This window comes from Paenibacillus amylolyticus (assembly GCF_001570725.1).
Lineage (GTDB): Bacteria > Bacillota > Bacilli > Paenibacillales > Paenibacillaceae > Paenibacillus > Paenibacillus amylolyticus_A.
Genome location: NZ_BCNV01000001.1, coordinates 1772001 through 1785352, shown reverse-complemented (window position 1 = coordinate 1785352; position 13352 = coordinate 1772001). Strand labels below are relative to the sequence as shown.

13 protein-coding genes are annotated in these 13352 nt (G+C 46.6%); 1 reads left to right on the top strand and 12 read right to left on the bottom strand.

Annotated elements, in window-relative coordinates:
• Nucleotides 1–5: 5 nt before the first annotated feature.
• Nucleotides 6–863 carry a MerR family transcriptional regulator gene (locus PAHA3_RS08010; protein WP_062834252.1) on the bottom strand — a complete coding sequence of 286 codons (858 nt, stop codon included), beginning with the start codon at nucleotides 861–863 and terminating at the stop codon, nucleotides 6–8.
• Nucleotides 864–1002: 139 nt separating this feature from the next.
• Between PAHA3_RS08010 and PAHA3_RS08005 the strand changes: the two genes are divergently transcribed.
• Nucleotides 1003–2508, top strand: coding sequence for an MFS transporter (locus tag PAHA3_RS08005; RefSeq protein ID WP_062834251.1), 1506 nt, complete (start codon nucleotides 1003–1005; stop codon nucleotides 2506–2508).
• Nucleotides 2509–2857: 349 nt separating this feature from the next.
• Here PAHA3_RS08005 and PAHA3_RS08000 read toward each other — a convergent pair whose 3' ends face one another.
• From PAHA3_RS08000 to PAHA3_RS07950, 11 genes are all read right to left on the bottom strand, one after another.
• A complete protein-coding gene (locus tag PAHA3_RS08000; RefSeq protein ID WP_062834250.1) occupies nucleotides 2858–3220 on the bottom strand; it encodes a hypothetical protein in 363 nt (120 codons plus the stop codon).
• 18 nt (nucleotides 3221–3238) lie between these two features.
• Nucleotides 3239–3844: a pentapeptide repeat-containing protein gene (locus PAHA3_RS07995; protein ID WP_062834249.1), complete on the bottom strand. Its 606-nt coding sequence runs from the start codon at nucleotides 3842–3844 to the stop codon at nucleotides 3239–3241.
• 244 nt (nucleotides 3845–4088) lie between these two features.
• Nucleotides 4089–4697: a GNAT family N-acetyltransferase gene (locus PAHA3_RS07990; RefSeq protein WP_062834248.1), complete on the bottom strand. Its 609-nt coding sequence runs from the start codon at nucleotides 4695–4697 to the stop codon at nucleotides 4089–4091.
• 32 nt (nucleotides 4698–4729) lie between these two features.
• Complete coding sequence (locus tag PAHA3_RS07985; protein WP_062834247.1) at nucleotides 4730–5092, bottom strand: Asp23/Gls24 family envelope stress response protein; 363 nt, start codon at nucleotides 5090–5092, stop codon at nucleotides 4730–4732.
• Between the two features lie 162 nt (nucleotides 5093–5254).
• A complete protein-coding gene (locus PAHA3_RS07980) occupies nucleotides 5255–5731 on the bottom strand; it encodes a hypothetical protein (RefSeq protein WP_062834246.1) in 477 nt (158 codons plus the stop codon).
• Complete coding sequence (locus tag PAHA3_RS07975; protein WP_062834245.1) at nucleotides 5728–7746, bottom strand: S9 family peptidase; 2019 nt, start codon at nucleotides 7744–7746, stop codon at nucleotides 5728–5730. The genes PAHA3_RS07980 and PAHA3_RS07975 overlap by 4 nt, the downstream gene beginning before the upstream one ends.
• Before the next feature lie 21 nt (nucleotides 7747–7767).
• The gene (locus tag PAHA3_RS07970) at nucleotides 7768–8697 is read right to left on the bottom strand and encodes an ABC transporter permease (protein ID WP_153028184.1); all 930 of its coding nucleotides are present in this window, start codon (nucleotides 8695–8697) and stop codon (nucleotides 7768–7770) included.
• A 16-nt stretch (nucleotides 8698–8713) separates the two neighbouring features.
• A complete protein-coding gene (locus tag PAHA3_RS07965; RefSeq protein ID WP_062834244.1) occupies nucleotides 8714–9631 on the bottom strand; it encodes an ABC transporter permease in 918 nt (305 codons plus the stop codon).
• Nucleotides 9632–9734: 103 nt separating this feature from the next.
• Nucleotides 9735–11300, bottom strand: coding sequence for an ABC transporter substrate-binding protein (locus tag PAHA3_RS07960; protein WP_062834243.1), 1566 nt, complete (start codon nucleotides 11298–11300; stop codon nucleotides 9735–9737).
• On the bottom strand, nucleotides 11297–12508 hold the full coding sequence (locus tag PAHA3_RS07955; protein WP_062834242.1) for a M20 metallopeptidase family protein: 1212 nt from the start codon (nucleotides 12506–12508) through the stop codon (nucleotides 11297–11299). Before PAHA3_RS07955 ends, PAHA3_RS07960 begins: the two co-directional genes overlap by 4 nt.
• Entirely contained in the window at nucleotides 12505–13257 is a 753-nt protein-coding gene (locus PAHA3_RS07950; RefSeq protein WP_062834241.1) for a FadR/GntR family transcriptional regulator, read from the bottom strand. Before PAHA3_RS07950 ends, PAHA3_RS07955 begins: the two co-directional genes overlap by 4 nt.
• Nucleotides 13258–13352: the final 95 nt, after the last annotated feature.

The following is a 13352-nucleotide window of genomic DNA, read 5'->3' as shown; positions in this document are numbered from 1 at the left end:
TCCTCCTAAATCAAGTCATTCTGTTTTTTGCTTGTGTTATCAGCCTTACACACCTCTACATAAATCTTGATGAGATACTCGTCGGGATTACTTTCTGCAAAATAACTGAGCAGATCCAGTGCGTACACATGTCCGCAGACTCGTAGTCCTTCTCTTTCTATATCCTCTTTCATGATGGAATACGTCTCTGGCATGCTTTCATATGAACCCCGATGATTCATGACGGCATACATCCCTTTAGGCTTCATCAATATCGTTTGCCCTGAAATGGGAGCTTTTATTTGGTTGCCAAAGTAATCCGGATAGTATTCTCCTGCTTCAAAGTGCTCCTGACGTAAGATCGTCCATACCGGAAACTCATAGTCGATCATCTTCTCATCACAATGACTGCGATATTCAGTGAACTTACGGGAGAATTCCTTATCCCCATCCCCTTGCTCCAGTTGAACAGCAATAAAATACTCCAGCTCACATTGTTCAATATTCAGTCCTTCATGCTTAGCATCCGTGGCTTGTTTCGTCATTTCAATGGCACCACTTAGCAGCTTTTGCATACGTTTGATTCGTTGTTGCTCCAGCTCAAGTGCCTTTAATTTCTGTTCAAACAGCTCGATTAACAATGGCGTATTCTGGTTTTGAATAAACGACTTAATCTCTTGGAGTGAGCTTCCTGCTTTCTTCAGCACATGTATGACATCCAACACATACGTTTGTTGCACACCATAATAGCGGTAGCCCTTGTCATTGGTATATTCAGGCTTTAACAGCCCAATTTCGTCATAATGAAACAAGGTATGTTTGGTCACTCCGCAGACCTTGGCAAATTCACTGGTGGTAAAGTGTTGTGCGTGATGTCCAGCCATCTTTGGGCCCTCCATGTACATATGTGGTCTAAGTTTTATCAATATAGATGCATTATAGTATGCAAAGAAAAGTTTGACTATAGGGTTACCCGATAGTTTAGTCTGGGATTGTAAGTTATTCATATCGTCGGAGGGAAACATGTCAAAATTCAAACGTTGGATGATTCTTGTTATTGTCTCAAGTGCACTATTACTCATTGTGATGGATATGACCATCCTGTACACGGCTTTACCCAGCTTGACCCATGATCTCGGTGCATCAGCTTCGGAGAAATTATGGATTCTGAACGGGTACTCCCTTGTCATGGCGGGTTTGCTGCCTGCTATGGGAACGCTCGGGGACCGTCTTGGTCATAAAAAAATATTCACCCTGGGATTGCTCGTCTTTTCTGCCGCTTCCCTTGTTGCTGCCTTTTCTCCAGTACCAGCTGTGCTGGTCATGAGCAGAATTCTTCTTGCCGTAGGCGCATCCATGATGATGCCAGCGACATTGTCGATCATCCGGGTTACGTTTACGAATGAACGAGAACTCGCACTAGCGATCGGCATATGGGGTTCCATTGCATCCGGTGGTGCAGGACTGGGACCAATTGTCGGCGGATTACTCCTCCAACACTTCTGGTGGGGCTCTGTGTTTCTGATTAACCTGCCCATAGCCATTATCGCGTTTATATTCGCCTTGAAAATAATCCCTAAACATCAGGGGGATTCGTCGAAAAAGTGGGATTTCACCAGTTCCATTCAGATCATGATAGCCATGGTCGGAATTATCTATTCCATTAAGGAATTCACAAGACGTGAAGGATCTCTCACACTTGCTATCCTTGCTGCTGTGATCGGTGTTCTGTCCCTGATCATCTTTATTCGCCGTCAGAATAACAGTCCCAACCCGCTTCTGGATCTGTCCTTGTTCAAAATCCCAAGATTCAGTACCGGCTTTATTACCGCACTGGTTGGGTTGTTTGCACAAATGGGGGTGCAATATATGGTCACTCAGCGGCTTCAGCTGGTGGAAGGCATGTCACCGCTTCAAGCTGGACTATTCACCGTATCCATACCTGTTGCAGCACTCATTGCCGGACCTGTTACGGGGGCCATTATGCACCGTGTGGATGTTGTCTATATCAAAAGCTTATCCCTCTTCATCGCCGCTCTTGGCATGGGGACGTACCTGATATATTTCAATGCAGGGTTTACCGGGCAGATTCATGGTTTGGCATTGCTTGGTGCAGGTCTTGGATCAGGGATGACCGCTGCTTCCCATTCCATTATGAGTTATGCCCCACCTCACAAAGCGGGTATGGCCGCTTCCATTGAGGAAGTAGGTTATGAGCTGGGTGGAGCATCTGGTATTGCCATCATCGGAAGCATGTCTACCCTTTTCTACACACTCGCTATGAAGATTCCTGCGGGGATTAGTGTACCAGCCAATGCGAAGGACAGTCTGGATGAAGCGCTTATCGCTGCCGAAAGCTTGCCTGCGGCGTCTGCTGAATCGCTCAGAAATGCCGCCTTTGCTGCATTTGACCAATCCTTCTTTGTCGTCATTGCAGGTGTGACCATATTACTGATTATTGCTGCTCTGATCATGAGCTGGGTTGCCGTGCGGTTGAAACGAGCCAAAAATAAAACTGCGGAAGGTTAAACCTAAACATATTGCTTCTCAAAAGTGGAGGTGAATTCGGTTATGTGGTTTCCAATAACGAATGGAATTATTATATTAATCGGCATCACTTTTATTTATCTGGTCGTTAGAAAGTTATCCAAAGAAGAGGATTGAACCTGTGATCTAAATGTACCGTAACCGTAGCTAATCGACACCAAAAAAACCGCTCATCAAGCGGTTTCCTGGTGTCGATTTTTTAGTTAAGGACATGATCTTTCATTGCATCATGACTTTTCCTAAGCTCTCTCCGTAGATATTGCCCCGTATAACTTGCTTTTACATACTGAACGTTCAACCTGTATTATTCCAATATAATCCCTGAATTTCATCATGATCTATGAACGTTGAACTCCAGCTGACGCTTCTCCATATCCTCTTTCACATACGTGGAAGCATCTTTGGTAGCGGTATTTAACACATGCATGATCTCATTGACCAGCATCTCTTTCGCCATATGAAGGATGGATCTGTCATTATTATTCAGCTTCAAACTATAGTCTTTCGCACACAACGTATCCCTGATAATAGCAAAATGATCTTGAAGTAGCCCGGACTCCAGCTTCATCTGCAAAAGTATACGACGTTTGGATGGGTCCAAAGGTAACCGTTCAGGCTCTCCATTTCCTTCAGTAAGCGAGCCACTGCCTTTAGAAATGAAGCCCAGTACACGAGACGCGTAACTGAGCTTCATACAGGCATCGAAGTATGATTAGTCTACTTTCGCACCATAAGAGCGTGCAAACAGAACGGCTTGTTCGCGATCCAAACGTACGCCTTTGATATCCAGTGATTTCAGATCGATGCCTTCCAGGTTAGCCCCTCTTAGATCGGCCCCTTGCAGCTTGGCTCTGCTCAATACGACTCTGGTAAGGTCACAGTCTCTCAAATCCGCTTTGGTGAAATCCGTATCTGTAAAGTCAGCTTCATAGAAACGAATTCCTCGCAAATCCTGTTTGCCTAATCGGGTATGTCTCAGATTCGTATAAGACCAATCACCGTGACTTAGTGTAATGCCATCCATTTGCGCACCCGAGAAATCCGAGCCTGTCATCTTGCAAGAGCTGAATTTGGAAGCAAAGAGATTCGCACCACCGAAGGTGCAGTTTTCAAAAGCTGATTCCGTATGAATCGAACCATTCATCGAAGCTCCTTTGAAGTCACACTCGATAAAACGGCAGTTACTGGTTTCGATTTCTTCCATAGAAGCGTTCATGAAAGTACACTGTTTGAAAACACAGCTTATCAGTTCTCCATATCTCAGATCGCGTCCCTCAAAATGTACTGCTTCATATTCCTGATCCTTATATTGATACACTGGTTACACCCCACATTGTATATTTCTCCGTCTTTCTTCATTAAAAGAACTTTTTATACTATACCACACCCCTGTCAAGTACCTGCTTAAACACCCACAAAAGTCAAGTTACTTTTTTTAGAGGAAATCTCTGAAAACTAAAAAAGGGACGCATAAAGCGTCCCTCCAGCCCACACCCCTAACTGTTCCAATGCGGGCTTATGTATGTGAACCTTCAAGTTTACACTATTCTTCTCAGAGAGCACTACACCAGTATTTTGGACATCCGGTACAGGGATAGCGCAGGTTTATTGATTTCCCCAACTCTTTGGTATCCCAAACGTTCATACAGTTGGATAGCCCGTGCATTTTCCTTTTTAACCGTGAGCGAAGATTTGGATAGACCTTGTACTAAAGCTTGCTGTTCGGCAAATTGAATGAGCTGCGTCCCCACGCCAAGCCCTCTGCTTTCAGGCAATGTAGCCAATGTTCCAATATGGTACTCGTCGTTCTCCGCTTCTTTCAATGTCACCATGGAGTAGAACTCTTTCCAATGTTGAAGATTATACTTGATCAGGCTCCATTTCCGAAGTTCATACAGCTTGGAGAACGTTGGCAAAGCGAGTTTGTTCATTATGGTGGTCGGATAACACATGATCATACCCAGCGTTTGGCTACCCATTTTGGCTTCATAAGCGTATTGGTGACTGAATCGGTTCTGATTCGAGCGCCATAACTTGTTAAATGTTTTTTCTATAATGCCTTTATCCTTGGTACCTGCAAGCGAATATGCCATATATTCAAGTGCCATCTGATTTAGTTGCCCGCCGACTAAAGATTGTGGACTGGCTTTTATAATGGAAATCTTATTCATCGCTGTCACTCCTCTAGGTAGCTGAAATTGGATTAAAGCTTGGCAGCAGGTTGGTTAAATGATAACCCCTCAACGATCACATTCACCGTATCAATGGTTAATCCGGTCAGCTGTTCCACATGCACTCTCACATTGTTTTGTAATTCCCTGCAAACTTCATGCACTTTTGTACCATAACAAACGACAACCTTTAAGTTTATCTCCAGTCTGGATTCTACCTTGCGGATGGCAATGCCATTTTGCAGACTTTTGCCGCTCCACTTTTTGGTGATGCCTTCTACAAGTCCTGTCGACATGGAGGAAATCTCACTCGTGGTATTCGCGATCTTGCCGACAATTTTGGAGATCACATCATCCGATATTTGAATTTTTCCCAGAACATTTTGAATGGACATCCTAGGGCCCCCTTTTTACGCCTGTATTTTTGATAGATAATAATATCATTTAATATAAATATAAATCATACGAAGTCCGATTTCAACTTTTGATTTAAGTCGTCTACATTTCTACCTGTACATACCAAAAAAGCCGCGATCATCGCGGCTTCTGCTGGTCTATTATGGGAATTTTAATTGAATACGGACAGGAAGGTGGGAGGATGACTCGTCCTTTGTTCTGCCTTCTTCTGCTGTCTCTGTTTCTTCTACTTGCACGAGCCATTGTCTGCCAATTAACGATTGCAGCAGTTCAATCTCTTGTGCGGTCAGACGAATATGCTTCAGTGACAGTTCATCTTGAACATAATCCCGATCCATCTTACGGTCAAAACGGAAATCGAGCAATCGTTTCAATCCGTTAATATGCAGAAACTTGAACTCATAACCTTGACGTATCGCTTTTTCCCAATCGTCTCCGATATCCGTTGCTGTCTGTAGTCTTTCATCGAAATCCATCGCGGGTTCCTTAACCAAAGGCAACAACTGGGAGTAGTCTCGACGTTGTAAATATTCAATAATTACTTCTCTCGGTACCCCACTTGTCAGCACATTCTCTACAAGGAGCCCTACAGGAATGGACAGCTGAGTTCGACTCATTGCTCCCCCTCCTCATTGCCGAGATACTGATTGAACCAGGCATTCACCTGTTCGAAGCTATCGATTCGAAGTGAAGGTTTACCACTTTTGAGCAAACTGTGGTTAGAGCCTGGGTAACGAATCAGTTTGGTCTTTTTGCCGTATCGTTTTAGCGTGGTGTATAATTCCTCCGCTTGTGCAATCGGTGTCCGATAGTCCTGCTCTCCGTGCATAATCAGAAGTGGCGTCTCAATGTGATGTGCATGGGCAAGAGGTGAGCGGGACCACAGGAATTCAGCGTTTTCTGCCGGATTCCCCCCAATGACTCCCTGAACATAGGAAATTCCGATATCGCTCGTTCCATACATGGATAACCAGTTGGAGATGCAACGCTGAGTTACAGCCGCCTTGAAACGGTGTGTATGCGCTACGATCCAGTTGGTCATCACCCCGCCATAACTGCCACCCGCTACACCCAAACGTGATGCATCTAGGAAATCATATGTAGCCAGGGCATAATCAACAGCTTCCATCAGATCCCGGTAATCGCCTCCGGCAAAGTCACCACGGCATGCTCTGGCAAACTCCTGACCGTATCCTATGCTTCCGCGAGGATTGATCCACAGCACAGCGTATCCTTGCGCAACGAGTGTCTGCATCTCATGACTGAATGTTCCCGTATACATCGCGTGAGGTCCACCATGAATTTGCAAAATCAGTGGCAGCTTACCATTGGATGAACGTACTGCCGATGTAGCTAACCACCCTTGAATCGGCCATCCATCGGAAGACGTAAACTCTATACGTACAGGTACATTAACAGCTAATTCAGCCAAGAATTCATCATTTCGGCGGGTGAGTCTGAACATTTCACCACTGGCGATATCCACGCGATATAACTCTCCAGGATGTTCAGCAGTCAATGCAGCGATAACCAGCGAGGTACCGTCGGGTGTTAAGGTATACTGATACACATCCTTTTCACCAGCACCCGTCACCACTTTACAAGCCCCATTTTCTTCAATGCGATACACATCCACATTCCCGTTATGCGTTCCGAGCACATATACACCACGTTCCGGATGATGGGCATCTGAAATAGGAGAAGGTGAACCACCTGCCGACTTCATATCTCCAAGCGCCGCATTACCAATCTGCATATCTACTTGCGGTGCGATTGACCTGGGTACACCTCGATGAACGGGGACTGCATATAACCTGTTGTGACTCCCACTTCCATATACGCGATCACTGGCGATCAGGATCAACTGCTGTCCATCGGGTGAATAGGAAAACTGGCTAATCGCCAGACTGGAATCCGTCACTTTGAAGAGATCACTCTCTCCCAATCGAATGCTGTATACATCCGTAAAGTACAACAGGTCTGCATCAAGTTTTTCATCCTCCACTTGCTTGGATATGAAGGAAAGGTGCTGGCTATCTGGCGACCATGCCGGAGCACTGATATTCCATAGCCCGGAAGTCACCTGCGTGATCTCCCCGCTCTTGATCTCATATACAAACAAATGGCTGTATTGACCATCCCACCAGCCGGCCCCTTCCGCCTTTGGCGTTGTACGCTCGAAGACTTTACCTCGCAGCACAGGTGCAGACTCCTGTTGGGTTTCGGCTTTCTTCTGTTGGTCCTCCGGTTGCACTTTGCTGGTAAACGCAATGTACTGCCCGTTCGGCGACCAGATATAACTCAATATTTTACGTGCGGGAGGTATCAGCATGACCGGCTCTTTTTGATCTGTATGGAGCGTCCATAGTCCTTTGCCACCATCCACTGAGCGAATAAATGTGAGCTGTGTGCCATCCGGCGACCAAGCAGGTGAGGAATCCTTCGTTCCATCCGAAAGTGCTATATCTTCATCACCATCGAGGGAAATTCCTCGAATTTGTGTGTTATATTCGTTTTTATCCTGATCTACGGTCTGTTCCACATAAGCCACTTGTCCGTTAGGACTGATCACCGGCTGACTGATCCAACGATAGTGAAGCAGATCCTCCGGCATAATTGGTCTTTGATTCATAATGATGGCTCCCTTCTCCGTTTATTTTTGGGTTGTCTCCGTACGTGGATCAAGCACATCACGCAGCCAATCTCCAAGGAAAATAACACCGAGTACGGTAAATGTAATGGCTAGTCCCGGGAATGTAGCGACCCACCAGCTTGTTGCAACGTATTGTCTGCCATCACTGAGCATACCTCCCCAGGATACATCGGGTGGTTTGATACCCAGACCCAGGAAACTGAGTGAAGCTTCCATAATAATGGTCGTGCCCACATTCATACCGCAGATCACGATAAAGGATGAAAGGATATTCGGCAAAATGTGTTTGAGAATCAATCTGCCATTCTTCGCGCCAATCGATCTGGCCGCATGAACAAAATCACGCTCTTTGATACTAAGGACCTCACTTCTTACCACACGGGTGAATGGAACCCAGTTCGTCACCCCGATGACAAAGATCAGCGTCGTAATACCCGGGCCAACAATCGCCATCACAACGAGCATGAACAGAATGGTTGGAATCGCCATGAATGCATCACCTACACGCATGATTACAGCGTCTACCCACTTCCCGTAGAATCCGGATACCAGCCCCAGAATCGCGCCAATGATTCCGGACACAATCACTGCACCCATACCCACGATTAAGGAAACCCGAGCACCATATACAATTCGGCTCCACATGTCTCTACCCAGATTATCCGTACCGAGCCAGTATTCGGCCGTTCCGCCCTCAAGCCATGCTGGTGGTTTAAGTCGATTGAGCGGATTCACCGCTGCCGGATCATGACTCGTTAATAGAGGTGCACCTATGGCAATTAACACAACCAACAATACAAGCACAGCACCAAACATTCCGGTCTTGCTGATGATCAGTTGTTGCCAGATATAACGAAATCCCGTTGGTGCACGCCCATTGTCTTGTTCCTGTTCTGTACCCGGAATTGGCATTTCATTGCTGCCTGTCATATGATTGCACCTCCTTCTAGTCGTATTTGATGCGCGGATCAAGTAGCCTGTAGGCCACATCCGTCAAGATGTTAGTTACTACAACGATAACCGCAATGACAAACACTGCTGCCTGCACGATCGCCATATCATGTGTGTTGACTGCAACGACCAGCAATTGACCCAGTCCAGGCCAAGAGAATACCGTTTCCGTAATCAAGGTTCCCCCGATCAGACTTGTAAACTGCAAACTCATAATCGTTACGACTGGAATCAGTCCATTCCGAAACGCATGTTTCACAATGACAACCATCCGGCCTAGCCCTTTGCTACGGGCTGTTCGAATATAGTCCTGGTTCAGAATCTCCAGCATGCTGGAGCGAATCAGCCGGGTCATCTGCGCGGCCAGTCCGACGCCAAGCGTAAATGCCGGCAAGATCAGATGTGACAATCCTCCACGACCAGAGACAGGCAATACCCCCAACATGACGGAGAACAAGAGGATAAGCATAATCCCCATCCAGAAGTTTGGCATCGCCTTACCAATGACGGATATCCCGGAAATGATGAGATCGGTAAACGTATTACGTTTGACAGCTGAAATGACACCAAGTGGCACAGCCATCAACACGGCAAAGAACATGGCGGCTACCGCCAGTTCGAAGCTAGCAGGCAATCTCTCCAGCACAAGCTCTAATGCAGGCTGATTGTAGCGAAAAGACTGACCAAAGTCTCCCTGTAACGCACTGCCCAGAAACTTCACGTATTGCGTATATAAAGGCTGGTCCAAACCGAGTGCCTGCGTCAAGACAGCACGATCTTCAGCGGTAGCCGTTTCGGGCAACATTAGCGCAACCGGATCACCGGTAACTCGAACCAAAATGAACACAATTAATGAAACAATGAACAGCACCGGAATGATCTGTAGTAATGACTTAAGTACGTATTTGCCCATTCCTTGTTCACCTCCCTTTTAAAAAAGAACGGCAGGAACATGGTTATCCAGTCCCTGCCGTTCACGGCCTTAACTTTTCAATGACCGGTTATTATACTCGATGTTACTGTGCAACAGGTGTAATCTCGTCAGCATAGAACATCTCGTCACTGCGCGGCGCGAAGTTCACTTTAGCATTCGTTCCGTACACACCTTCCATTTGATACAGATATACAGCTGGGCGCTCTTCGGAGAAGATCTGTTGTACTTGTTGATATTCTTTCTCACGAGCTGCAGGGTCCATGTTCACCAATGCCGATTGAAGCAGTTTTTCTACTTCAGGATTGTTATAATCCGATTCGCCTTTTGCTTCTTCCAACATATAACGATTGTAGTTATTCGAAGCATCGAACAAGGAATTACCAATACCGATCATGAAGATTTCTTTGAATGATTTGGAGCTGTAACGTTCACTGAATGCACTTGCTTCAAGGACATCCAGGTTAACTTTGAATCCGGCTTGTTCGAGCATCGCTGCAACAACTTCAGCCTGTTCTTTGTACTGTGCGGAAACCGAGATCGTCATCTCTGCTTCACCTTCTGCATAGCCAGCTTCTTGCAGGAGCTGTTTTGCTTTTTCCTGGTCATAAAGTGAAGTTTTGTACAATGAAGGATCAGCACCGAAGTTGCCCGGCGTTACGGATGTGCGAGTTACGATACCTGCTCCGCCGGCAATGCTGTCCACGATTCCTTGTTTGTCGATAGCCAGGTCAATCGCTTCACGTACTTTCGGATCAGCCGTGATGCTACCTTCTGTCTGACGGAAGATCAACTGAAGCACACGCTGGATTGGGGCTTTGACAATCTTCTTATCTGCTTCGCCTTCGATCCGGGCAATATCAGTGGACGGAATGGAAGACGCCACATCTACACCACCAGCAAGCAATTCGGATACACGTGTGGAGGCTTCAGGAATAACGCGGAATACCACTTCATTCCATTTTGGTTCTCCATCGAAGTAGCTCTCGTTTTTCACCAGTTCCACACGATCATCTTTCGTCCATTTACTGAACTTGTAAGGGCCTGTTCCAACCGGTTGTTTCAGGAAAGCATCAAAACCGTTGTCTGCAATATATTTTGCCGGCAGAATGCCTGCTCCCATTTTGGACAAACGATTCAGGAGCAATGGATCTGGGCCATCCGTAATAATGTCTACGGTATAGTCATCCACCACTTTAACTTCTACAATATTTTTGAAATAGCTGTTTTGTTTCAGTGTCTCGTCCTTGGCTACGCGCTCCAGCGTGTATTTTACATCTGCCGAAGTAAATGGATCGCCATTGTGGAAGGTCACGCCTTCACGCAGCTTAAATCTCCATGTTGTATCGTCTACCTGATCCCATGATGTCGCAAGTCCTGCAACTTTCTTCTGTTCACTGTCGTTTTTGATCAGATAATCGAAAACGTTGACCAGTACCGCTTCACTGGATGTATTGTTGTTGTTGTGCGGATCGAAACTCTCGATGTCTGTTGCTGCAGCAATGGTCAGTGTTGTACTTGCGCTTCCACTGCCCGTTCCTTCTGTTGAGGCACCATCATTCGTGCTTGTCGTTTTTCCTCCGCAAGCGCTGAGTACCATTACGACTGCCAGTAACGTGATCCACATGCCTGTCCATTGTCTTTTTTTCATTGTGATTGCTCCCCCTCAGAAGTTGTATTCCTTGCCAAAAATTCAAGTGCTACTGCAGACAACATGCCCACACCATAAGGCATTGCTGTCTCATCGAGATCAAACATGGGATGGTGAAGTGGATAACGAGTACGTTCCTCATCATTCCCAGATCCTAGTCTGAAAAACACACCCGGAACCTGCTCACAATAAAAAGCGAAATCCTCGCCCCCTGTGGAGGGTTTGATATAATTCCAACCCTTCTCCGCATTAACCTGATCACAGGTCTCTGTTAGCAGGTCAACCATACCGAGATCATTCACGACAACAGGGTATCCATCGCCGTAGACAACTTCGTATCCTGCACCGAAAGAATCACAGACCCCTTTAACAACCTGTTCGATCAAAGCTGGCATCCGCTCACGAATGGCAGGTGAGAGTGTACGAACCGTACCGATCATCTCCACTTCCGGGGCGATGGCTGTTCCCATATAACCTCCGGTGATTTTGCCAATCGTGACTACAGCGGGTTCAAGCGGATCGACCATGCGACTGACGATATTTTGCAATGCGGTGATGACCTGAGCAGATACCGCAATCGCATCGATGCCCTCATGCGGACGAGCTGCGTGGCCACCCTTGCCGAAGACCTTGATAATCAAGGGATCAGCTGATGCGAACGCAACGCCCTGACTTACACCCAATGTTCCCGTGTTCTGTCCAGGTGTCATGTGTAATCCTGCGATGGCATCAACCTTCGGATTCTCCAGAACTCCGTCCTGGATCATGGCTCTTGCCCCTGCAAGTCCCTCTTCTGCTGGCTGGAAAATGAATTTGATGTTGCCTGATTTCGGTCTTCCAAGGCCGGTAAGCAGCTGAGCTGCACCCATCAGGATGGAGGTATGAGCGTCGTGTCCACACAGATGCGCTTTGCCTTCCACTTGCGAGCGGTATTCCACCGCTTTCTGATCCTGGATTGGCAGGGCATCCATGTCCGCGCGCAAGGCAAAGGTTGGTCCATCTGTCTCTCCGCGAAGCAGGCCTGTAACCCCGGTCTGTCCCACATTGCGTGTAACTTCCAGCCCCAGGTTTTCCAGATGCTCAGCTACGATAGCAGATGTGCGATGCTCCTCGTAGCCGATTTCCGGATGGCGATGCAAATCTCTGCGCCAGGCGCTTAACTGGGCTTGTAGTGGCTGAGCCAGCTGTATTAGTTCTGAATGATTCATTCGCTGTCATTCCCTTCATTTTCGTCCGATTCAGAAACCAAACGGGCATAGATCGCGTCAGCCGAGAATTCGATATGTCTTTTCATCGTCTCCCGGGACCTAATACTGTCATGTGCTTTCAGTGCTTCAAGAATCTCCATATGTACACCGTAGTTGACGGTACGTATCCGGTCATCATAAGGCATCAAATCCAGCGCCGGATTAATTTTGGTCCGGATCTGTCTGACGGCTCTCTCGCAATATGGATTCCCTGACGCTTTGGCAATCGTCAGATGAAATTTCACATCCAGCGCCCTGAACCATTCCCTTGTACAATCTGGCTCTATACTTTGTTCCATATAGCCCTCAAGCAGCTCCAGTTCGCCTGCGGTGATCCGCTCAGCAGCCAGAAAAGCCCCCTCCGGCTCGATGATGGTTCGATATTCAAACACCTTCAGCATCTGTGCCCAATCTCGTTTAATTTCTTCTCTGGTCCGTTTATGCGAATTGGCTGTCAGAGGCAGTACAAACGTTCCACCTTTGGCACCCACCCGTTTCTCAATCAATCCTTTATCTTCCAGTGAGGAAAGTGCCTCGCGAACCGTAATGCGGCTTACATTAAAGATCTCTGCCAGATCTCGCTCGGCTGGAAGTTGTTCTTCACTCATTAATTCTTTCAAAATAATGGCTTCTTCCAGTTGTTCCCTAATGAATTCACTAACCTTTTTGGTGGATACTTTCTCAAAACGAAATGAAAACGTACTGGACATCTAAACACTCCGATCTGTATATGGTCTAGACCTTATACCATTAATATAATTCCGACTAAACTTATATGCAATACTTTTTTCTAGTAAATTCATAA

Excerpts from the sequence above, each read along its gene's own strand:
- PAHA3_RS07960 (WP_062834243.1), bottom strand. The coding sequence starts at position 11,300 with ATGAAAAAAAGACAATGGACAGGCATGTGGATCACGTTACTGGCAGTC.
- PAHA3_RS07975 (WP_062834245.1), bottom strand. The coding sequence starts at position 7,746 with ATGAATCAAAGACCAATTATGCCGGAGGATCTGCTTCACTATCGTTGG.
- PAHA3_RS08010 (WP_062834252.1), bottom strand. The coding sequence starts at position 863 with ATGGCTGGACATCACGCACAACACTTTACCACCAGTGAATTTGCCAAG.
- PAHA3_RS08005 (WP_062834251.1), top strand. The coding sequence starts at position 1,003 with ATGTCAAAATTCAAACGTTGGATGATTCTTGTTATTGTCTCAAGTGCA.
- PAHA3_RS07950 (WP_062834241.1), bottom strand. The coding sequence starts at position 13,257 with ATGTCCAGTACGTTTTCATTTCGTTTTGAGAAAGTATCCACCAAAAAG.
- PAHA3_RS07985 (WP_062834247.1), bottom strand. The coding sequence starts at position 5,092 with ATGTCCATTCAAAATGTTCTGGGAAAAATTCAAATATCGGATGATGTG.
- PAHA3_RS07970 (WP_153028184.1), bottom strand. The coding sequence starts at position 8,697 with ATGACAGGCAGCAATGAAATGCCAATTCCGGGTACAGAACAGGAACAA.
- PAHA3_RS07955 (WP_062834242.1), bottom strand. The coding sequence starts at position 12,508 with ATGAATCATTCAGAACTAATACAGCTGGCTCAGCCACTACAAGCCCAG.
- PAHA3_RS08000 (WP_062834250.1), bottom strand. The coding sequence starts at position 3,220 with ATGAAGCTCAGTTACGCGTCTCGTGTACTGGGCTTCATTTCTAAAGGC.
- PAHA3_RS07980 (WP_062834246.1), bottom strand. The coding sequence starts at position 5,731 with ATGAGTCGAACTCAGCTGTCCATTCCTGTAGGGCTCCTTGTAGAGAAT.
- PAHA3_RS07990 (WP_062834248.1), bottom strand. The coding sequence starts at position 4,697 with ATGAATAAGATTTCCATTATAAAAGCCAGTCCACAATCTTTAGTCGGC.
- PAHA3_RS07965 (WP_062834244.1), bottom strand. The coding sequence starts at position 9,631 with ATGGGCAAATACGTACTTAAGTCATTACTACAGATCATTCCGGTGCTG.